We start from the raw sequence: 21,648 nt of genomic DNA on the forward strand, positions 1-21,648 counted from the left end.
GCACCAACACGGAGCGTCGTGGATATCATGCCCCACCTTCTGCCCCAGATCGCCCACATGGCGGCGGCCCTCATCGAGGTTCCTGCGGCTTTCGCGTTCAACCGGCTGTCGCAGGCGGAATTCGTCGGCGGTTGGGCGCTTGGGTCGATGGGAATGACGCCGGTTGGTGGCGGCGTATGGGTCGGGCATTCCCTGTTCGATGGCGCGCCCGCCCATGTTGAAATCCGGCCCGCGCCGGATCTGGGCTTGATCGACTATGCCGTCGGCACCGCCGAAACCCGCCGCCCGCGCATATTCATCAGGGTCACCCCCGGTCCGGTTACCGGGCGCGGCGACGCCGACTGCGTCGTGACGCTGCACGCGCTGCGGTCGGCACAAACCGAAGACGCGCGCTGGACGCAAACCTGCATCGCACATGAGACGGAAATCCTGCTGATCAAGGCGCAGCTTGAGCGCGCTTACGGCGAGGCTCGGGACTGATCGCAATCATTTCGACGCATCATCATTTGCTCGGGCTGGGTCCCGGCAATCCAAGAGGGAGGAAAAACCATGAAATTCACCAGACGCAGTGTGACCGGCGCGCTTGTCGGCGCGGCCCTGTCGTTCGCAACCTTGCCTGCTTATGCGCAGGAAATCACGGTCGGGCTGTCTTTGCCCGAAGCGATGGAGGGGTTCGATTTCGTCAACGGCATGTATCGCACCTTTGCCGAGCAGATCGAGGCCAATTCGAACATGACCGTCAATCTGGTCTATGGCGGTGCCTTGGGTGCGCCGAATGATCGCCTGACACAGATGAGCCGCGGAGTCATCGAGATGACCGACGCCGCTGACGGGAACATTGCCTCGATCTTTCCTGACATCATGGTCCTGAACATGCCCTATCTGTTTCCCGATGAGGCGACCGCCTGGCAAGTGCTGGACGGACCATTCGGGCAGGCGATGGCAGAATCGATCCGTGAACGCACGGGCATCCGCGTGCTGGGCTGGTGGGAATTGGGCGGCTTCAAGCATTTCAGCGCCAACCGGTTGATCGAAAGCCCCGCCGATATGGCGGGCCTGAAAATGCGCGTGCTCGGCCCCCTGGCGACCATCCCCATCGAGGCATTGGGGGCGTCCGCCAGCCCGGTTGCCTTTGGCGAACTGTATACTTCTCTGCGCACCGGTGTCGTGGACGGCCAAGACAACTCGGTTTCGGTGTTCAACCTGGTAAACCTGTACGAAGTACAATCACACCTGATCATGTCCGGCCATGTCTATGCATTTGGTCCATTGGGGATCTCGGATGCGTTCTATTCCAGCCTCAGCGCCGATGATCAGGCCGTGATCGACGCCGCCGCCGCAACGGCAATCGCCTATAACCGCGAGACCTCGCGCGCCGTCGAGGGCTCCGCCATCGCGCGCGCCGAAGAAGCGGGTGTCACGGTCGTCCGGCTCAGCGCGGCGCAGCGCGACGCCTTCCGTCAGGTGATGCAACCCGCCGCGCTTGCCTGGCTTCGCGAGAATATCGACACACCCGATCTGATCGACGACGCCTTGGCCGCGGTCGAGGCCGCGAATTGATATGAAGACCCTGGTCGCCGTGGTCCGCGCGATCGAAACAGGGCTGCGCGCAATCGCAGCCCTGTGCCTCGCGGGAATGTTCGCGCTGATGCTGGCGCAAGTCATCTTGCGGTATACGGCCGTCGGTGTGCCCGCCTTTACCGAAGAAGTCGCACGTTATGCGATGATCTGGATGGCGATGCTGGCCTCTGCCGTTGCCGTCCGTGAAGGGAGCCATATCCGGATTGATTTCGTGCCCGTCATCTTGCGTATGACGGCCCCGCGGTTGGGCATCGCGTTGCAATTCCTGCTGGATGTGCTGTTGCTGGGCATCTTTCTGGTCATTCTTTGGCAAGGGCTTGATGTTGTCGCCTATGCCGCCAGCCAACGCAGTGATGGCCTGCGGATCGCCCTGTCATGGCCTTATGCCATTCTGCCAATTGCATTCGGCTTGTCGGCGCTGTTCGCCCTTGCTCGACTGATCGCCGGGGAGCGCCTTGAATGACCGACACGCTGATTGTCTTGCTGGCCAGCTTCCTTGGGTTGATGATCCTTGGCCTGCCGGTTGCGTGGTCGCTTTTGGCGTCAATGCTGGCGTGGATTGTCTATGGCGAACGCTGGCGCTTTCTGCCGATCGCGGCCGAGCGGATTTATCAGGGTATGGACGTGTTCGTCCTGATGGCGATTCCGCTGTTCATTCTGGCCGGCGAACTGGTCAATGCCGGGCGCATAACCGATCGTCTGATCCATTTCGCCAACGTCATCTTCGGCTGGATGCGAGGCGGCTTGGCGCAGGTCAATATCGGGGCCTCGATCCTGTTTTCCGGCATCACCGGCGTGGCCTTGGGCGATATCGCCGCGCTGGGTCGGGTGTTCATCCCGGCAATGGTCAAGCAGGGCTATACCTCGGCCTATGCCGCCGCTGTCACGGCCTCGTCCTCGATCATCGGGCCAATGGTGCCGCCATCGTTGGTGGCGGTGATTTATGGCTCGATGACGGGGTTGTCGATCGGGGCGCTAATGGCCGCCACGCTCATCCCCGGACTGTTGATCGGCGCGGTGCAAATGGGATTGGTGGCCTTTCAGGCGCGCCGCCACGGGTTCCCCAGAATAGCCATGGAGCGCACGCCCCGCGTGGTCATGGAGGCCAGCGGGGCAGCATTGGTGCCGTTGATGATACCGGTGATCATCCTTGTCGGAATGCTGGGCGGCCTGATGACCCCAACCGAGGCCGGTGCCGTGGCGTCCGCCTATGCGTTGGTGATCGCGATGGGGTTCTACCGCACGCTCTCGTTTCGCGATTTGTATGCGGTGTTTCAGCGTTCCGCGCTGTTCTCCGGGCAATTGCTGATCATCGTCGGCTGTGGTGCGGCCTTCTCTTGGGTCATGGGGATGGAAAACGTCCCGCGCATGGTCGCCGGGCAAATCGCCGGGTGGGAACTGGGCTATTTGGGCACGCTTCTGATCTTCAATGCCATTTTGCTGGTTCTGGGCATGTTCATTGATCCAACCACGGTGATCATCCTGTTTGGTCCGATCCTGTCTGCCGCCGCCGTGCAGGCCGGAATTGACCCCTTGCATTTTGGCGTGGTGGCGATCCTCAACCTGAACATCGGCCTATTGACCCCGCCGTTGGGCGTCTGCCTTTTTGCCGCGGAACGCATCGCGGGGTGCGGACTTTGGGCGCTGATCCGCGCCAATATGTCCTTTCTTCTCATCAATCTCTTTGGATTGCTGCTGATCGCAGCCTTCCCCGCTTTCAGCCTTTGGCTTCCCGGCCTCATGGGCTTCTGAAAAGGACACGACCTGCATGACCGCCACGAACCTATCCCCGCACGCCGGATACTTCTTGTATCACTCGATCGGCATGTACCCCGGCAAAGAGGAGCAACTGGCCGAGGCCATGGCCGAGTTTTCCAAAGTCTGGAGCGCGCCCAACGATGGGCAATGGGGCTATGTGCTGGGCAAACGGCAGGCGTTCATCGATCACTGGCGGCGGCTGATCAATGTGCCAAAGGGCACGCTGACGGCAACCGACAGCGTGACGGATGGGATGCACCGCTTGATGCGGTCACTGCCCGAGGGTATGTTGCGCGGAAAGCGCGTGCTGGTGGCGGCCGATTGCTTTCCGTCGCTTCATTTCCTGCTGACGGGCCTTGCCCCCAAGATGGGGTTCACGCTGGTTACCGTTCCGCTGAGTGCCGGGAAAAGCTGGGTCGAGGCCGATGATTTCATGGCGCATTGGGGTCGCGATGTCGGGCTGGCCCTGATCACCTGGGTCACGTCAACCGCGTCGGCGCGTGTTGATTTGGCGCCGCTGGTGGCGCATGCCCGCGCGATGGGCAGTCTGATCGGCGTGGATATCACCCAGGCGGCGGCTTGCTCCCATTCGACGCGCAGAATCCCAAAGTGGATTTCGTGCTGTCCACAAGCCTGAAATGGATCTGCGGAACGCCCGGCGCAGGCATCTTGTCTATCGACAAATCAATGATCGCCGAGCTTTCGCCCGAGGCCCGCGGCTGGTTCTCGCAAAGCAACCCGTTTTCCTGGGATTTGGACAAGTTCGAATACGCGCCGGATATTCGTCGCTTTGACAGCGGCACTCCGTCGTCCATGGCGGCGGTGGCGTCGTTGCCCGCGTTGATCTGGCAGGCACAACAAGATCAAGCCGAGATGACGGCATGGAATCGACAACTGGTTGACCGCATCATTCGGCGCGCGGATGCTCTGGACTTGCCGCTGCAATCACCACGCGACTTCAACCGGCGCGGTGGCTCGGTGATGCTGCGTTTTCCGGACATGGCCGAGGCGGCGGCGATGGTCGGTGCCTTGGGGGTTGAGGGGTTTTCCGTCGATTTTCGAGGCCAATTGTTGCGCTTGTCGCCCGGAGTCGTGACACGGCCCGAGGCAATCGACGACATTTTCGACATCACGCAAACCATCATCGCCCGTCGACGCAGACGGTTTGCGGGACACAACCCGTCGTACCGCCGTAAAAACACCGGCGACACGACCCCCGCAGATACTGTTCTTGGCGCGTTGGGGGAAATGCTGCTGTCGGGCGCGGTTCGGGTCATTGATTGCTCGGCGGTGCTGCGCCCTTCGACACCGCTCTTGCGGCTGCCCGAGGATTTCGCCGTCAACACTCCGCCAATCGAAATTCACCGCATTTGCGAATACGACAAAGACGGGCCCTGGTGGGCGTGGAACTGGCTGAAATTGGGCGAACACTCAGGCACGCATTTTGATGCCCCTCACCATTGGCTGTCGGGCAAGGAGTACACTGACGGGTTCACCGATACGCTGGATTTGCAGCGGGTGGTGGCGCCGGTCAATGTCATCGACTGCACGCGCGAAGCCACCGAGAACCCCGATTTCCTTCTGACCGCGCGACATGTCAAAGATTGGGAAGCGCAACACGGTGACGTCGGCGCGGGCGAGTGGGTGGTGATGCGCACGGACTGGGATCGCTTCTCGCACGATCCTCGGTTGTTTCTCAACGAGGATCCTGGCCCACAAGAGGGCGGCGCGCATACTCCTGGCCCGTCGCCTGATTGCATCGACTATCTGCTGGGCAAGGGGATTGTCGGCTGGGGTACGCAATGCGTGGGCACGGATGCCGGGATGGCCGCAACCTTCAACCCGCCCTTTCCAGCGCATAATTCGCTTCATCGCGACAATTGCTTTGGTCTCGCCAGCCTGTGCAACCTTGATCAATTGCCGCCCAAGGGCGCGATCTTGATCGCCACGCCGCTCAAGATCGAACAGGGGACCGGCTCTCCGATCCGCGCAATAGCCTTGGTGGCGCGGACCTGACCTGCACGGCCTGAAACAACCCCAACCGGTGCTTTGGGTGCGTGATCCCTTGCGTCGCTGTCAACGCAGGGCGATGGCGCGATCGCGTGCCATTCGTGGGGTGAACGGATCCGCGAGGTCGAACAAGCGCCCGACGGTGCGCTGTGGGTGTTTGAAGACGGACCAAGTGAACGGCGGATCCGCTTGACTCCGTTGCCTCCGACGTGACGCTGCCTGACCGCCTGAGCCGCATCACCGACCCGGAACAAATCAAAACGGCGGACCGCACTGCGATCCGCCGTCGAAACTGTCCCGTTGGCTCAGAGCGCGGCCCTGAACCAGTGCGAATTACTTCGCAGGGGCGGCAACTTTTTTCGCAGCAGCTGCTGCGTCTTTGGTGGCCTTCTGAACAGCGGCCGACGCTTCAGCCGACATGTCCTTGCCAGCAGCCAGCATCAGTTCAACGGTGTCCATCTGAACGCGCTTGGCGATTTCGGCGAAAGCCGACAGGTGCTCGGAGGCCATTTCAACCGAGCTCGATGCGAAGTCGCTGATCGACTTCGAATAGTCAGCAGGGTCTTCCTTGACGGTCGCAACGTCGCCCACTTTGGCCAGGGTCGCTTTGGTCCATTTGGACGAAATGTCGGTCGATTTCTGAGCCGCGTCCAGATAAACCTTGCTCATCTTCTCGCTGAGGGCCGCAGGGCTCTTGAACGCATCTTGCATTGCTTTGGGGTCGACCGAGAAAGCGCCCATGAAGTCTTGCATTGTCTTGGTGAAATCGGTGGTGGCCATGTCAATTCTCCTTGCTCGCAGTCCGATGATCCGGAGCACTGCGTATGCGAGATATCTACATGCTGCAGTGCAGAATATCAAGTATTATTTCTGCGCCGCAGCATTGGCGCATAAGTAATTGATCCATCACCCGGTTTTGTCCCGCAATCGGTCCGAAACATCGGTTGGCGCATTCAAGCTGAGTGGGGATGCCGCGAATCAATCCCGCGCGTTTCGGGCTGCGAATGGCGCGCAATTCCGAACGAAGAACCGGGTAGGCCGGATTTCTTGAGCAACATCTCGTGTGCGCCGGTCGTTGATCTGACGAAATCAAGTCGCCGATCGGCAGAACGCGTCAAGACTTGGCTAGTTGTAACTTGGTTACCTGACATTGGGCCCTTGAACCATGGAACACAGCGTCTCAAGGACCGGGCTTTTTGCCTGTCATGGTCGGAGTGAGAGGATTCGAACCTCCGGCCTCTGCCTCCCGAAGGCAGCGCTCTACCAAGCTGAGCTACACTCCGACCGTGAGCCGGGAATTACCGCGCGAATTCGCGCATTGCAAGTGGCTTTATGCGCAGAAGTGACGCCGCTATTTGTTGCTCTTGATGGGGGTATGAGCGTCGGTGTCATTCGGGGACGTCACAGATTCCATCCGGGTCCGCGCACGCGAAACCGGGCGGTTGGACGAGACATTGCGCCGCGTTTCGCGAAACACGATATACAGCCCCGAGACAATGATCAGCGCCGCACCGACCAGTGTCCACGCATCGGGCGTTTCGGAAAACAACACGACCCCATAGACCGTCGCCCACAGGATTTGCGAGTACTGCATCGGCGCAACGACCGCCGCCTCGGCCAATCGATACGCGGCAATGATCAGCAATGCCGCAACAAAGGCCATCGCCGCGATGACGCCAGTCAAGGCCAGTTCCGCCAGCTCCATGGGCTGATAGACGAACGGCAACGCCAGACCCATGATCACCAGGTTGGCCAGCATCGGATACAGCATCAACACCGCGCTGCGCTCGTCACGACCGATCTTGCGCATGATCACCGATGACAGCGCAATGCCGAAGGCGGCGAAAACCCCTGCCAAATGGCCAAGCGACACCGGCTCGGCACCGGGCCTGAGCACCACAATCACGCCCATCAGACCCAATGCGACCGCCAGCCCCCGATGGAGGCCGACTCGCTCGCCCAGGAGTGGGATCGACAGGATGGTGATGAGAATTGGCGCGGCAAAGAGCATGGTATAGGTCTGCGCCAACGGCAAAACGGTGAAGGCATAGAACGCCGACGCCGTCCCGGCGACAACCGTCACCATGCGTAGCATGGACCACCATGGGTGAACCGCGCGCAAGGTTCCCGGTGTACGGTCGCGCATGAGCATCCCCATGATCAGCGGAAAGCTGAACATGCCGCTAAAGAACATGATCTGGAACACGCTGAACGTTTCACCCAGATATTTCACGATAACATCATGCGTCGAATAGATCCCGAACCCCAGAAGCGCAAACAGCGGCCCCAAAGGACTGGCTGGTAACGAGGCCGCGTTGGAATGGGTCTTGAGGGGCATGACGGGTCCGGTCTGTGTTCAGGGCAAGTATGCCAAGTGTCGGGTTGCGCCTTTCCTAACCAAAAACAAGTGCTTTGCACAGTTCAGTCAGAAAATTGGCGGCGCTGGACGCATGACCGCAAGAGCTGTGTCACCCCAAGGACCGGGACTGCCACTGCAGCGCATTGCCGCAAAGCCCTGCAAAAGACCCGCATCTTGCCCCGTTTCGGGATGCGTCGATCATCGCGGAACACGGCGCGGCGTCTCGTTGACCCAAGATCACGGTCATCCCCGAGGCGGCTCCATCGCGGTTGCGCCCCGCGTTTTGAGCCGCTGATCCCGAGGGCCGCGAAAGCTGCGCGAGAGGCCAAGCTGCGCTCTGGTGACACGGCAGGACGTGACGCGCGCGTGCACAGGCGGGCGTGTACCGCGCCATGTGTCGCGGCGTCAGGCGGCCGCGCCCAGATACCCCTGCATCAAGCTCGCGACGATGTCCTCGGCGGATTCGGAGGTCTTGACCTGCCCGACACCATGCCCGGCCGACCACAGATCGCGCCATTTGCGCGTGTTCTCATCAAGCTTCGTCAGATCAAACGGGCGACCGGAAACGAGCGACTCGGGGTCCACGCCAGCGCGCACAAGGCTGGGGCGCAATTTGTTAGCCAAGGCACCGGTAATCGCATCCGTCGCCATGATATCGCCGAAATCAGAGTTGATCACCATTGCCTTGAAATCCTCGACCGCGAGGCTTTCCCTGGCGGCCAGAAAGCGCGTGCCGAGATATGCGAGGTCCGCACCCATCGCACGCACGGCCCGAATCGCACCACCCGTGCTGATTCCGCCCGCCACGACCACAGGACCGTCGAAAAACTGGCGCACCTCATCGACGAACGCGAAGGGCGACAGGGTTCCCGTGTGGCCCCCTGCCCCGCAGCAGACCAGAATCAGACCATCCGCCCCCGCCGCCGCGGCCTTTCTGGCCAGTGCCGGGGTATTCACATCGGCAAAAACCAACCCGCCATAGGCGTTGACGGCCTCTATCGCGGGCGTCGGGCTGCCAAGCGCGGTGATGATCAGCGGCACCCGCGCCTCGACACAGGCTTGCAGATCGGCGGCAAACCGGGGGTTCGAGCGGTGCGTCACGAGGTTCACCGCGAATGCGGCGCTCTGGGGGGTGTGCTGGTCCTGAAGCTGGCGCATCCAGTCGCGGAAGTCTTCGGTGGTGCGCGCATTCAGCGATGGAAAGGCGGCGACCATGCCACTGGTGCAGGTGGCCGCCACCAGGGCCGGGCCGCTGACCAGAAACATCGGCGCGGCAACCGCCGGAAGCGAGGTGTTGAGGCGGTCCATCAACTCACCGCGCAAGTCGGCGCGACCGTAGCGAATTTGCATGGATTTGTTCCTTTGGCGTGGGCAGGAAACGGAATGATCCGCACAAGCGGATCAACGACAGGGACAGGTGTTCACGACGCCGCAGCCCGCCTGCGCAAGTTGGCCTCGGTGCCGCTTTGAGGCTTAGCTATACGCCCCGAGAAGTTTGAAATCCGACCGGTTCACGCGCTCACCACAGGCAGAGCAGCGGTAATGCGGCACATATTCATGCCCGCAGGTGCGATGATTGAAAACCAGCGGCACCCCGGATTTATCGCCGCACCAGCGATCGCCCCATTTTGCAAGCATGGCAATATAAGTGAACAAATCCAACCCTTTGCGTGTCAGGTGAAACGCCTCGTAGCGTTCGCTGTCCTCAACCGATTTGCGCTTCAGGACGCCCAGCGCCAGAAGTTCCTTGATCCGCATCGACAGGACCAGCGGCGGAATGCGCAAATACGCGACAAGATCGTTGAACCGGCGCACCCCCCGAAACGCGCTGGCGATGATGGCGGGCGACCACATATCGCCGAACATGGCCATGACCTCGGCCAGCCCAGGTATTTCTCGCCGTGCCGGCTTGCGGAATTGGCCCGACGTCGGGAATGCGCATCAATGCGCTGTTCAAGTCCGGCACCGGGCCCTGACTCGGCAAAGGTATTGAAGGGCGAAAGCGGCTGCGCGCAGGTGCTGCAACTGATGATAAGGTCGCAATCCTGGCCGCACACGGTGTGATGAAACCAGGCCTGCGTCGGGCTGCTGTCGCGCGACCACTGGTTCGCCCAGCGAAAGATCGCGGTCAGCGGCTCCCAGAGTGCCAACCCGGCCTCGCCCAGATGATATTCCATCCGTTTGCCACCCGCCTGCGAGGGAAGCTTGCGAAACACGCCCGCCTCGACCAGACGCTCAAGCCGGTTGGAAAGAACCGCTTTGGGCACGCCCAGTTCTTCTTGCCAATCCGTAAACCGATGCGTTCCGTGAAACGCCGCCCGCACGATCAGAAGCGTCCAGCCATCGCCGATGAGCGCAAGCGCGCGAACGACCGAATACTTGGCAACCAGTCCTTGTTCGGTAACTTCGTTCACATTCAAGCCCCTCATCCCGGCGCATGATCACTTGGCAGAATGCCGGACGCTTCTCTCAAATTTGGCGCGCCCATTCATACACCCTGATCAGCGCGGTAGATCAAGAATTGTTGGCAACCACAAGGTCAAAGCCGGGAACAAGATCACCAACGCAAGGCGCACAAAGTCCGACAGCAGGAAGGGGACAATTCCCGCATAGATATCACTCAATTTGCTGTCTGGTAACATCGATTTTATGATCAGCGCATTGATCCCGATAGGCGGAGTAATCATGCCGATCTCGATCACCATGACCATGACAATCCCCCACCAGATGGGATCATACCCCAAATTCAGGATGAGTGGAAAGACAAAGGGCATGGTCAGAACCATCGCCGAGACCGTATCGAACAGCGCACCGAGGATGACATAGATCACCATGAGACCGGCGATGATCATCAACGGATGGACATTCAGGTCGCCGAACCATGTGACAATGTTATCGGGCAGGCGCGACAGCGTCAGCGCATAGCTGAAGACGTTGGCGCCAATCAGGATGACATAGAGCATGGCGCTGGTTGCGGCCGTTGACTGGAGGTTGCGCCAGAATTCGGCGACCGAGACCCTGCCGCGCAACACCGCGATGGCAACAGCCAGAACGGCACCAACAGCGGCGGATTCCGTGACGGTAAAGATCCCCGAGTAAATCCCGCCAGCAACAACCCCGGCCAGAATGAGTGTCGCCCAGCTTTCGCGGACGGCAATTGCCCGCTCACGCCAACTGGAGCGCGCGCCCGCAGGGCCCGCCTCCGGGTAGATCGCAACATAAATGCGAATGGCGAGCATATAGCCGATAACGGCGATGACGGCCGGGATCAGCGCTGCGGTGAACAAGGTCAGGATGAATTGCTCGGACAAGACGGCGTACAGAACAATGATCACCGAGGGCGGGATCAGAATGCCCAGCGTGCCGCCAGCGGCGATGCTTCCGCTTGACAGCGTGGGCGCATAGCCGCGATCCACCATTTCGCCATGTGCAACCTGCGTCATGGTCGAAACCGTCGCAATGGATGACCCGCAAACCGCCCCGAAGCCTGCGCACCCCCCAATCGTTGCAAGCGCCAGGCCGCCGCGGTAATGCCCGAGAAATGCATAGGCAAGCCGGTAGATATCGCGCCCCATGCCGCCAGAGGCGGCGAAACTGCCCATGATCAGAAACAGCGGAATGATCGCCAGTTCAAGGCTTGCAAAGACGGTCGAGGACTCCGCCCCGACAATGGAGAATGCGGCACTCCAGTTGCGCAGAAAGCCAAAGGTCAGAACGCCTGCGACCCCCATCGAGATGCCAATCGGAACATGCAAGACGATCATCAGCAACAATGAGCCTACACCCAGGAGGCCAATTACTTCGGGGGTCATAGCTGGTCTTCCTTGGGTTCAATACGGCGTTTGCCCGTCAGAATTTGGAATGTGACGACGAATTGCAGCGGGACGGACACCCAGACAATGATCGACGCGAGCCACCAGACGGGTCCGGTCGGGATGCGCGTGACGACCGTTGTCGAGTTATACGCGGTCTCTTGATCCGCGATGACCGACATTTGCCACGCAAGCACCGTCAGCGCGAACGCGGTGACCAGCGCCCCGAAGAAATCGAGCACTCGGGCCCCTTTCGGGCCCAAGGCACTGCCCAGAAATTCGATCGCCACATGTTTTCGAAGCATGACGCCTGTCGGGAAACATGTGGCGACGACGACGATAATGATCAGGCTGGCTACATCATGTCCCCAGACAATCGGGTGGTTGAACACTGCACGCGCGGTTACCGTCAGGATGGTAATAATCGCGATCATCAACAGCCCCAGCACCCCGATGATGGCGGTCGGTTTGCTGATCTGAATGCCCAGCCTTTGAAGCCGGTCAAGTAGTCGAGACATGATCTGCCACTCCTCGTGTCGTTGATCAGTTCTGCTGTGCGCGATGCTCGTTCAGACGCGCGATATAGGCATCCATCACGGCGTCGCCGACCGAGGCACGCGCCGCGCCTGCCAGTTCGCCGGTTGCCTCCAGCAAGGTCTCGATGGCTTCATCGCTCGCTTCGGTGATCACCTGCCCGTTCGCCGTGTATTCGGCGATGATACGGCCGCGCTCGCCGGCATAGAAATCGATCACCATCGCCTGCCAGACTTCGCCAGCCTCGGCCAAAACGGCCTGGCCTTCGGGCGACAGTTCATCATAGCTGTTGCTGTTCATCGCGACCGACATGGCCAGAACGCCCATCGGCAAGGTGTAGCTGTTGGTTGCAACCTCGCCAATGTGGAAGATGTCGAACACCGCCCAGTCGGCCAGCGATCCGTCCAAGGTACCGCGGCTGATTGCCTCGGGCGTTTCCGTGATGCTGACGGCCTGCGGAACGCCGCCGAGCGCCAGGACCGATTCCGTTTGCGTCTGACCCAGAACACGCAGGCGAAGGCCCTCGATTCCGGCGATATCATGCAGCGGGCTGGCGGTGTGGACGATGTAGGGGTCGGTGGTCCAGACTGCCAGAACCTTCAGATCGTCACCGGTTTCCAGCGTGCCATCGAGGTGCATCTGCCACGCCGCATAGCTACCCTCGTCGGCACTGCGGGCAAAGCCGGGAAGCTCGAAAATCGCGTAATGTGGGTACGCGCCGAGGTTGCGCCCCGGCACGATCACCGCCATGTCGGCAATACCCGACGAGACGATGCGGTCTTGCTGGTTGGGGTCACGGCCAAGCGTCCCACCGGCAAACACCTGGACGCTGAATTCGCCGTTGGCATGCTCGTTGATCCAGGCGGCCCAAGGCTCGACCAGACCGGTCACGAATGACGAGCTTGCGGGCAGATAGGTTGCCAGGCTCATTTCGCGCGCATCAACGAGGCTCGCCGAAAGGGCAAAGGTGCTGGCCACGAGGCCGCCGACAAAGATATTCCGGGTGTTCATATGGGATCCTCCCTCAGTTTTCCCGCCTGATTGGCGGCAGGCGAACCAGTGATTCGCCTTGTCTCCCGTCTTTTAGAATACAGTTAACGAACCAATGGTCAAAGATTTTTCTTTGCCGGAAAGCGCAGAAAATTCCGCGTAATACTTGATTAATAGCAAGTGATTGCCAGAAAGAACGTGACGCCTGCGCGCCGTGACCCGCTTTTCCACGCCCATCTTCAGTGCATCTATTGAATTAGTTAAGATGTGAACCAATCACTCAGTTGCTGACGCTGATCCTCTGACAGAGGCGTCGGCTTCCGGGTCGCGCGAACCATCAGAACCTGCGTCGAGCGCGCCCGTGAAACCCGTGTCTCACCCAGCCAGATTTCTTGTGCAAAGTCGAAACTGCTGCGCCCGATGCGAGTCACGCCCAGCCTGATCTCGACTGTGGCAGGCCAATGAAGCTCGCGGAGAAAATCAATCGCAATCGCGGCGACAACGACGTTCTGAGTCGGCTCGAGAACCAGACATTTCCCCGTGGTTTGGAACGCAACGCGGTTGCACTCCAAAAGCGTGGAATACACCGCGTTGTTGATATGGCCCTGGACGTCCTGATCCCCAAAGCGCAAGGTTTCCTGCGTGCGAAACCGGAGTTGCCCATCCGTGGCGGCGCAAACCTCAGGCATCAACGGGTACATCGCGCATGACCTTGGCGACCGCCGGGATCCGGCCCTTGAGGAACGCAAGGACGCGCGTGTTATAGTCTTCCGGGTCTTCAGCCCAGCCAAAGTGGCCGACGTGGTCCATGCACTGAAACTCGCCCTTGGCGATCTTGGTGGCCATCTTTTCCATGACCTTGGGCGGTGCCGCTGACAGGTCATGGCCACCCGCAATGCAAAGCACCGGAACCGTCATCCTTGGCAAGACATCACGGGCATCAAAGCGGGTGACGGCCTCGATCGCGGCGCGGAATGTTTCCGGCTTCATCTGCGACACGACGCGGATGACCAGATCCGTTGCCGTGTTGGTGATGCCCGGCGCGAACATCGCGCGCAGCATCTCCGGGGCAAAGTCTTCCAGGCTGCGCCCCTCGTCCAGGGGCGCGACCCGCGCCTGAACGAAGGCCTTTTGCCACTCCCCCTCGGAGCGACCAAAGGCCGCGGAGGTTGCCGACAGCACCAAGCCGTCAATCGCGTCCGGTATCATGCCATAAGTCCGGATCGCAACCATGCCGCCCATCGAATGGCCGAGGATAATGTTGGTTTGCGTGCCTTCACGCTCGATCAGCCTGACCAAGGCCTCGGACGCGGTTTCGACGGAAAAATCGTCAGGCAACGGGCTGCACCCATAACCCGGTGCATCCCACGCCACGATGCGCAGCCCGGCCGCGCTGAAAGCACGCAATTGGTTGCGCCAGTATTCCTTCGCCCCGAACGCGCCGTGCAGCAAGAAGACTGTGACGGGCCCGTCTCCGGTGACGCTGTAATCGGGTAAGGTTCTTGTCATTTTTGATCTTCCATTCTCACGATTGCTGCTGCGCAAAGAGCGCGCGCACAGCAGTTTGGTCTGTCTTGCCACTTGGCAGTACAGGCAGCGCATCAATCACGCGCAAATGCTCGGGCAGTTTGAACACGGCGATCTTCGCCACGTTTTTCAGGTGTTCGCAAAGTTCGGGCAAGGTCAGCGACGCGCCGGGGCGCAGGGTGACGGCAATGCCAACTTTCTCGCCCAGCTTCTCGTCGGGCACGGGAACCGCGAGCGCCTCTGACACTGCGGGGTGAGTCAGTGCGAGGATCTGAACCTCCTCGGCGGAGATATTCAGGCCACCGCGCACAATGATATGCTTCAGGCGGCCGACGAATTTCAGAAACTCGCAGTCCTTGCCCGCATAAGTGAAAAGGTCGCCGGTGCGGAACCAGCCCTCGGCGTCAAAGGCTTCGGAGGTGCCGTGCGGGTCATCCCAATAGGCGCGCAGAATTGTCGGCCCTTTGAAACGCAACTCGCCGATCACATCGGCCTCGGTAATGGGAGCATCGGTCGCCGGGTCGACAAGTCGCGTCCGGTATTGCGACAGGACCGGCAGTTTCGTGGCCCGTGGCCCGTCCCCCAGCCGCAAGAAATAATGCGCGCGGTCTTCGGCGTCGGGAATATCCTGCACGGACGCCAACAGCATGGCCCCCTCGCTCGACCCATAGGCGTTCACCAGAGCGATGCCGAACCGATCCCGAAACGCGATCATCAAGCGGGGGTCGAGCTGTGCTGATCCAGAGGTGATGTGGTGCAAACTGGAAAGGTCAACGGGTTCACCCGCCTCGATACGCTGCAACATGGAGGTCAGAATGGCCGGCGGGCACGAAGTAACCTCGGGGCGTTCGGTCGCGATTTGCTCCAGAAACACATCAATATCAAAGGGATGGTGCAAGACCATTCGGGCCGAGGAATACAGCCACGACGCCAGACCATTGGCCACCGAGCCGATGGTATTGAGCATACGCGGCGACAGGAACGTGCCGCCGACCGACAGATTGCCGCAATCATTCAAGAAACGCCGCATCTCGAACAGATCTTGCTGCGTGCGCGGAATTGCTTTGGGTGCCGCAGAGGTGCCCGACGTGAAAACGATAAAGGCATGATCATCGGGCTGCACACCGGCCGCGGCATAGGCCTCCGCGATCCTGTCCGCCTCGTCGGGGCTCAAGGCGCGCGCGGCCTCGGCATCCAACGCGACAACCCCGGCTGGCAACGCCCCATCGCCAAACGCGAGAACCGGCAGTGGCGTGCTTTGGGCGCGCGCAATCTGATCCAGCATTGCGGCATTGGCGTGCCGCCCCAGACGCTCATGCCCGATAAGCGCGCGCGGCTTGAGGCGCGATACAAAGCTGCTCACCTCGGCCTCGCGATATTGCGCCGGGAACGAGGCGACGATGATCCCCAAACGCAAACACGCCAGCTGAACCACAAGCGTTTCGTGCAAGGTCGGAGCCGTCAAAAGCACAACGTCTCCTTTGGTTATGCCCTGATCCACAAGCCGCAGCGCCATGCGGTCCACGCGCTGCCCAAGCTCCGCCCAAGTCAAGCGCAGCGCATCCCCCTGCGCAACCCGTGCGCGGTTGGATGGGTCAATCAGGCATTCGTCCGTCGGACGCTCTCGGCAATTTCGCACCAGAAAATCAGGCAAAACCCGCGCACCGGCAAACAAGTCCGCGTCCTCATGTCTTTGCGTGTTCATGTGCAATTCGCCTCTTGGAAACTCTGCGAGCATAATACACTAAAGAAACCATTTGCTAAAAGCTCTTTTTTGCCAGAGTCGCAGATTTTTCATCTGAATCACGCCTCAGTTCCGACAATAGCGCAATTTTTCCAGCGCCTTTCCGAACTTTCGCCGGAATTGTCCCGCATAAAACGAATTCATTAGGTTCAGACTATGTATCCTGACCGGGCAATCAAACGCCTAGGCGCATTGCGATTCGCGCGCCGCGTCTGGCGACTTCAGAACGACAGCCGCAGGCCGCCCGTCACTTCGAGAACTTCGCCCGTGACCCACGCAGCCTCGGTTGACGCCAGAAACACAACCGGCCCGGCCAGGTCGTCAGGTTCGCCGATCCGGCCAAGGGGTGTGAAATCTGCGACCGAGGCGTAATGCTCGCGTGCCGAAAAGGGGTGAAAATCGGACTCGACCAAGCCCGGGGCAACGGCGTTGACGCGGATCCCCTCGGGCGCAAGTTCGCGGGCCAGAGCGCGGGTGAAACTGTCCACGGCCCCCTTGGCCGCGGTATAGGCGATGCCGCCAGGTACGCCACCGACCCGCGTTACCGAGGAACTGATATTCACAATGGCCTTGCCCTGCCCCTTGCGCAGCAAAGGCAGCGACGCCTGGCTCATCAACATCTGCGTGCCGACATTGATCGCAAGGATCCGGTTCCAGCTTTCAAACGGCATGTCTTCCAGTTTGCTTTTCAAAGGCGATGCCCCGGCGCAATTGACCAGAACATCCAATTGGCCAAAACGCTCGTCGATCTGCGCGGCGATCGCGGCAGGAACCGCAGGGTCGGTCAGGTCACCGTCGGTTTCCAACGTGGTGCGGCCCATTGCCTGCAATTCGGCGGCCAGCGCGGCGGTTTTGGTTTGTTCGTTCAGACCATGCAGCACAAGATTGGCCCCGGCTTTCGCAAACCGCTGCGCAATCGCCCGCCCAATGCCCGAGGCGCTGCCGGTGACCAAAACCGTTTGACCCGAAAAATCCATGCTCAATCCTCTGTGCGAAGGGTTTCAAACCACCAGGGCGAGGCGCCGGTGTTGCGGTTCACGATGATGGCTTGTTTGCGCATGAACCGCTTGAGGGCATCGCGCCCCAGCCGCGAGCCGCCAAGGCCCGACCCCCGGAACGCCGTTTTCTCGGCAACCAGTCGGTCCCCCATCAACATCGGCGCGATCCCCGCGTCATTGACGGAAATACCGCCGGCGCAAAGCTGTTGCGCGGTGGAGATGGCCGCCTCCTCGGGGCCGAAGACCGCCGCACTGAGGCCATAGGTGCTGTCGTTGGCCAGCGCGATGGCGTCATCGACCGTGTCATAGGCCATGATCGGCAAGATCGGGCCAAAGGTTTCCTCGGTCATGATCTGCATGTCATGGGTGACGCCTGTCAGCACCGTCACCGGGCACCACAGCCCGCCGCCGTGATGCTCGATGGCCCCGCCACAATGGACCGTCGCGCCTTTTGCCACCGCATCGGCCAGATGGCGGGTGATGACCTCGGCTTGCGGGGCGAAGGTCAGCGGGCCGATGTCGCCGATTTTCGGATCGGGATAGCTGAGTTTCAACTTGCCGACTTCCGCCAGAAGCAGCTTGAGGAACGCGGCCTCATCGCCACGCGGGACATAGATCCGCTCGATGGAGTAACATTGCTGCCCCGACCCCAATGTCGCGCCGTTGGCCAGGGCCTTGGCGGCGCGCGTCAGATCGGCACCCGGCAAGAGGATCGCAGGATCCTTGCCGCCCAACTCGGTAAAACAGGGGATAAACCGCGCACCGGCTTGCGCGGCAACCTTGCGCCCGGTGGCGGTGGAGCCGGTAAAACAGATCAGATCGCTGGTCTCGACAACGGCGGCGCCAATGTCACCAGCACCGCGCAAATACCGCAGGACGCGGCGCAAGTCGGGCACCTCATCCAGCACCCGGTCCATCACGTCGATGAAGCGCGGCGTGACCTCGGAGGGTTTGATCATCACCGCGCAACCGGCCAGCAGCGCGGGGATCGCATCCATCAACGACAGTGCGAGCGGAAAATTCCACGGGCTGATCACCCCCACCAGCGGATAGGGCGAAAACCCGGCTTTCGACACAAGGCCCGGAGTCTCGGTCGCCGTGATCTCGGGTTCCAGGGTTTCAAGGGCGACATGCGCCCAGCGATCAACCCAGACGGCGGCGACACCCTGTTCGATCGCCGTCTCGAACACCCGGCCGGTGTCGGTTTCGACCGCGTGGCGCAGAGCGCTGGCGTGCCGCGCCAGGGCGTCGCGAAACGCGTTGAGGGTTGCGATGCGGTGTTGCAGACCCGCCGCCTGCCACGCCGGTTGCGCGCGGCGCAGCTCATCGGCCAGGGCGACGACATCTTCCGGCAGGTTGGGTGTAAAGCTGTAGTCCTGTTCCCCGGTACGCGGGTTGCGCACGCCGATACGACCTTGAATTGTCATGGTCTTCGTCCTTCAATGCCAGGGAAAGCAGTGGCCCTGCCCGCACAGCCTCGACCGCGCGGACAGGGCAATATCAGGCTTAGCCCGCCAGGCTGACGCCGTTTTCATAGAGCAGATGCGAACCCGCCCAGAAGGCATGTGCCCCCGTCGGGATGTGGTAGGGCATGATGATCCGGCAGATCGGCCCCTTGTCGATGTTCTGCGCATCGAACAACACGCATTCGCCCTTGCCGGTGTTCTGGTTGGTCACGAAGGTGACGATATAGCCGTCATCCTCGGACTTTGCGTTGATACGCGGCGCGAACGGTGCCTCAGAGACAAACTCGCCCTTTGGCATCATGAAGGTCTGGGTGTTGCCGGTCTTGAGGTCGTATTTCTTCAACCCGTCCAACAGCCACTCGCCCTTGATCGGAATGGCATTGTAGCTGTAGCGCGTCTTGCGCCCGTTATACAGGCCGTTGACCATCGGGAATTCGGTGATCTGGTCGTCCAAGGTTTCTTCCTTGACCTCACCGGTTTTCATGTTGAAGCGCCAGCGGTGCATGTGCGTGCCCTGCGTGTGCATGTCCAGCATCCGGCACAGACGCTCATAGCCTTCTTTTGGCAGATCGCTGAGGTCCGGCACAGGGTTCGGCATGATGCAGCCTTCCTGAATGACCTCGTCGCCCTCTTCGTAGCTGTTTGAGAGGTGCAGGATGTAACACGGCTTGGCGTCGAACCATTTGACGTCGTCACTGGTGCCAAAGCGCGGGATCACACCAAAGCGCGCGGGGATATCCTTCCAGAAGCGCAGACGGTGGCCGCCTTTTTTCAGCGATTCAGGGTCAAAGAACATCGGCAGATCGTGCAGGATCGAATAATTCTCGGTCATGCCCAGATCATGCGGCCAACGCGGCCCGGGCAGGTCGATCGGCACATAATGCACCAGGTTGTTGTCGCCATCGACAACGCCATAGTTCATGTAAGGCGCTTTTTCCGAAAAGTTGAAGAACATCATGTGGCCGGAATGCTCATCAACCTTGAAGTGCGAGCAGATGCCACGATCCCCCAGCGCCACTTCCCAGTTCTGATCCGGGCCAAGTGTTTCGAGGGTCTGGCTGTCGATGCGGTAGGGTTCCGAGCACTGCGACATCGCCACGATGATCTTGCCGGCGTGTACAACCACGTCGGTGCCCGCGTTGTCCTTCATCGCGTTGATGCTGCCCCAGCCGCGACGCTGGCGCTTGCGCGGCTCGATGATGCCCGGCCACAGCGAACGACCTGCGCCCTTCTCGGCCAAGTACCCGGTGGTTTGGGTATACCGGTTGCGATATTCGACCTTGCCTTCGTTGAACCAGACCGCGTGCAGCATGCTGTCACCGTCGAACGGGTGATATTTGCCAATCGGCTCATGCACCTGATTGTGCCCGTTGCGCACATACATCCCTTGCAGATCCTTGGGGATCTCGCCGATCACCTGTAGATCCGGGCCTCTGGCGGTGTATTCCAGATCAATCGGCTTGTGCGGGCCGTTCAGATAGGGGTTGTCGTTGGGGAATTTCAGGGTCGAATGACCGTGATTGAAAATGTCTACCATGGGTCTCTCCTCCGGGGTTTTCGGTTCAGGCTGTCTGCGGCAGGCGCTCGATGACGCTGGCCGAGGCAACCCCGGCAGCACCCGCAATGGCAACAACGCCGTAGCGCAAGTCGCGTGCATCCATTTCATCCAGCAGCGTTCCCACCAGCATGGCACCCGTCGCGCCCAAGGGGTGACCCAATGCAATCGAACTGCCGTTGACGTTGAAGGCGTCGATATTCAGGCCCAGCGTGCGGATATAGTGCAAGGTGACCGCCGCAAAACTGTCGCGCACCTCCCACAAGTCGATGTCTTTGACCTCCAGCTTTGCCCGTGCCAGCGCCTTGAGGGTCGCATCAACCGCGCCGGTCTGGGTGATCGCCACATTGGCCTCGGCGGTTGCCAGAATGCGCGCGCGAGGGCGCAGGCCGTGCTTTCGCGCGGTGTCAGGGTTCGCCAGGAGCACCAGCGCCGCACCGTCCGCCATCGCCGGGGCATTGCCCGCGTGGTGGACATGCCGGATCTGCGCAATATCGGGATAGGCCGCCAGAAGTCGTGCGCTTTCTTCCGGTTTGCCGATGATTGGAAAGCTCGCGTCAATCGCGCTCAGTTTTTCGGCGGTCACCCCCGTGCGGATGGTTTCATCCTGCTCGAGAACGACGGTTCCATCCGCAGTGCGCACCGGCACGATGGACGCATAGGCACCCCGGCTCCGCGCAGCCTCGGCGCGCTGTTGTGACAAGGCCGCGTAGGCGTCGCAATCTTCGCGGCTGATGTCATGCAATGTCGCCACCAGATCCGCCGCGAGGATCGGGTGGACCGCGCTGGCCGAGGCCGCGACCTCCGGGTCGACAAAAAGCGCGCCCTTGTCGGCGAACATCGGGGTTCTGGACATCAATTCGACGCCACCGGCCGCATAGCAGGCATCGTTCACATGGGCTTGCGCCGCGCCGACATTCACCGCCGAGAGGCCCGACGCGCAAAACCGGTTGACCGAGAGGCCCGAAACCGTTTCGGGCCAATGCGCGCGGATCAACGCCGTCTTGGCGACGTTGCCGCCCTGATCGCCCACCTGCGAGGCACAGCCAATGATCGCATCCTCGACTGCGGATTCGACCCCCGGATAGCGGCGCGACATCTCGGCAAACAGCCCTGCCAGCAGATCGGCGGCCCGAATGCCGGTCAACGATCCGCCCTTGCTGCCACCCCTGCCCCGTGGCGTGCGAATCGCGTCAACTATCAATGCCTGCATGTGCCCATCCCAAATGATTCTCGCCGTCCTAGTACACTTGATGTATCAATGCACTTTATCCGTCAAGCAATTTTACAACCTCAAATCGCTTGGTTGCTTAT

The 21,648-nt window shown here is 60.8% G+C and carries 20 protein-coding genes, 1 tRNA gene and 1 pseudogene; 6 read left to right on the top strand and 16 right to left on the bottom strand.

All coding sequences use genetic code 11. From position 1 onward, the window contains the following. Positions 1 to 27 precede the first annotated feature (27 nt). From VDQ28_RS20025 to VDQ28_RS20050, 6 genes are all read left to right on the top strand, one after another. Positions 28 to 480, top strand: coding sequence for a hypothetical protein (locus VDQ28_RS20025; protein ID WP_323037615.1), 453 nt, complete (start codon positions 28 to 30; stop codon positions 478 to 480). Positions 481 to 549: 69 nt separating this feature from the next. After that, positions 550 to 1,560, top strand: coding sequence for a TRAP transporter substrate-binding protein (locus VDQ28_RS20030; RefSeq protein ID WP_323037616.1), 1,011 nt, complete (start codon positions 550 to 552; stop codon positions 1,558 to 1,560). 1 nt (position 1,561) lies between these two features. Continuing rightward, on the top strand, positions 1,562 to 2,044 hold the full coding sequence (locus VDQ28_RS20035) for a TRAP transporter small permease (protein ID WP_323037617.1): 483 nt from the start codon (positions 1,562 to 1,564) through the stop codon (positions 2,042 to 2,044). After that, a complete protein-coding gene (locus VDQ28_RS20040; protein WP_323037618.1) occupies positions 2,041 to 3,333 on the top strand; it encodes a TRAP transporter large permease in 1,293 nt (430 codons plus the stop codon). The genes VDQ28_RS20035 and VDQ28_RS20040 overlap by 4 nt, the downstream gene beginning before the upstream one ends. Positions 3,334 to 3,349: 16 nt before the next feature. Next, on the top strand, positions 3,350 to 3,976 hold the full coding sequence (locus tag VDQ28_RS20045) for a hypothetical protein (RefSeq protein ID WP_323037619.1): 627 nt from the start codon (positions 3,350 to 3,352) through the stop codon (positions 3,974 to 3,976). After that, positions 3,919 to 5,355, top strand: a complete 1,437-nt coding sequence (locus tag VDQ28_RS20050) for an aminotransferase class V-fold PLP-dependent enzyme (protein WP_323037620.1) — start codon at positions 3,919 to 3,921, stop codon at positions 5,353 to 5,355. Before VDQ28_RS20045 ends, VDQ28_RS20050 begins: the two co-directional genes overlap by 58 nt. A 327-nt stretch (positions 5,356 to 5,682) precedes the next feature. Here the strand turns inward: VDQ28_RS20050 and VDQ28_RS20055 are convergent, their stop codons facing one another. From VDQ28_RS20055 to VDQ28_RS20130, 16 genes and pseudogenes are all read right to left on the bottom strand, one after another. Then, complete coding sequence (locus VDQ28_RS20055; protein ID WP_323037621.1) at positions 5,683 to 6,129, bottom strand: phasin family protein; 447 nt, start codon at positions 6,127 to 6,129, stop codon at positions 5,683 to 5,685. Between the two features lie 426 nt (positions 6,130 to 6,555). Then, positions 6,556 to 6,632: transfer RNA gene (locus tag VDQ28_RS20060), tRNA-Pro, on the bottom strand. A 68-nt stretch (positions 6,633 to 6,700) separates the two neighbouring features. Next, on the bottom strand, positions 6,701 to 7,687 hold the full coding sequence (locus VDQ28_RS20065; protein ID WP_323037622.1) for a DMT family transporter: 987 nt from the start codon (positions 7,685 to 7,687) through the stop codon (positions 6,701 to 6,703). Between the two features lie 426 nt (positions 7,688 to 8,113). After that, the gene (locus VDQ28_RS20070) at positions 8,114 to 9,058 is read right to left on the bottom strand and encodes a nitronate monooxygenase (RefSeq protein WP_323037623.1); all 945 of its coding nucleotides are present in this window, start codon (positions 9,056 to 9,058) and stop codon (positions 8,114 to 8,116) included. Positions 9,059 to 9,181: 123 nt separating this feature from the next. Further along, positions 9,182 to 9,580, bottom strand: a complete 399-nt coding sequence (locus VDQ28_RS20075) for a helix-turn-helix domain-containing protein (RefSeq protein ID WP_323037624.1) — start codon at positions 9,578 to 9,580, stop codon at positions 9,182 to 9,184. A 281-nt stretch (positions 9,581 to 9,861) separates the two neighbouring features. Continuing rightward, positions 9,862 to 10,137: pseudogene (locus VDQ28_RS22685) on the bottom strand (winged helix-turn-helix transcriptional regulator); the annotation flags it as partial. 72 nt (positions 10,138 to 10,209) lie between these two features. Continuing rightward, positions 10,210 to 11,520: a TRAP transporter large permease gene (locus tag VDQ28_RS20085; RefSeq protein WP_323037626.1), complete on the bottom strand. Its 1,311-nt coding sequence runs from the start codon at positions 11,518 to 11,520 to the stop codon at positions 10,210 to 10,212. Further along, positions 11,517 to 12,038: a TRAP transporter small permease gene (locus VDQ28_RS20090; protein WP_323037627.1), complete on the bottom strand. Its 522-nt coding sequence runs from the start codon at positions 12,036 to 12,038 to the stop codon at positions 11,517 to 11,519. The genes VDQ28_RS20085 and VDQ28_RS20090 overlap by 4 nt, the downstream gene beginning before the upstream one ends. A gap of 25 nt (positions 12,039 to 12,063) precedes the next feature. Then, complete coding sequence (gene dctP / locus VDQ28_RS20095; protein WP_323037628.1) at positions 12,064 to 13,065, bottom strand: TRAP transporter substrate-binding protein DctP; 1,002 nt, start codon at positions 13,063 to 13,065, stop codon at positions 12,064 to 12,066. Between the two features lie 239 nt (positions 13,066 to 13,304). After that, on the bottom strand, positions 13,305 to 13,733 hold the full coding sequence (locus VDQ28_RS20100; RefSeq protein WP_323037629.1) for a thioesterase family protein: 429 nt from the start codon (positions 13,731 to 13,733) through the stop codon (positions 13,305 to 13,307). Next, on the bottom strand, positions 13,726 to 14,553 hold the full coding sequence (locus tag VDQ28_RS20105; RefSeq protein ID WP_323037630.1) for an alpha/beta hydrolase: 828 nt from the start codon (positions 14,551 to 14,553) through the stop codon (positions 13,726 to 13,728). The genes VDQ28_RS20100 and VDQ28_RS20105 overlap by 8 nt, the downstream gene beginning before the upstream one ends. A gap of 16 nt (positions 14,554 to 14,569) precedes the next feature. Further along, complete coding sequence (locus VDQ28_RS20110) at positions 14,570 to 16,276, bottom strand: class I adenylate-forming enzyme family protein (RefSeq protein ID WP_323037631.1); 1,707 nt, start codon at positions 16,274 to 16,276, stop codon at positions 14,570 to 14,572. Between the two features lie 260 nt (positions 16,277 to 16,536). Next, positions 16,537 to 17,292, bottom strand: coding sequence for a glucose 1-dehydrogenase (locus tag VDQ28_RS20115; RefSeq protein WP_323037632.1), 756 nt, complete (start codon positions 17,290 to 17,292; stop codon positions 16,537 to 16,539). Between the two features lie 2 nt (positions 17,293 to 17,294). Then, positions 17,295 to 18,740 carry an aldehyde dehydrogenase family protein gene (locus VDQ28_RS20120; RefSeq protein WP_323037633.1) on the bottom strand — a complete coding sequence of 482 codons (1,446 nt, stop codon included), beginning with the start codon at positions 18,738 to 18,740 and terminating at the stop codon, positions 17,295 to 17,297. A 79-nt stretch (positions 18,741 to 18,819) separates the two neighbouring features. Next, the gene (locus VDQ28_RS20125; protein ID WP_323037634.1) at positions 18,820 to 20,316 is read right to left on the bottom strand and encodes a carotenoid oxygenase family protein; all 1,497 of its coding nucleotides are present in this window, start codon (positions 20,314 to 20,316) and stop codon (positions 18,820 to 18,822) included. Between the two features lie 25 nt (positions 20,317 to 20,341). Then, positions 20,342 to 21,547 (bottom strand): acetyl-CoA C-acyltransferase, encoded by a 1,206-nt coding sequence (locus VDQ28_RS20130; protein WP_323037635.1) that lies wholly within the window; start codon positions 21,545 to 21,547, stop codon positions 20,342 to 20,344. Between the last annotated feature and the right edge of the window lie 101 nt (positions 21,548 to 21,648).

Origin of the sequence: Pararhodobacter sp. (assembly GCF_034676545.1) — a bacterium.
Classification (GTDB): Bacteria; Pseudomonadota; Alphaproteobacteria; order Rhodobacterales; family Rhodobacteraceae; genus Pararhodobacter.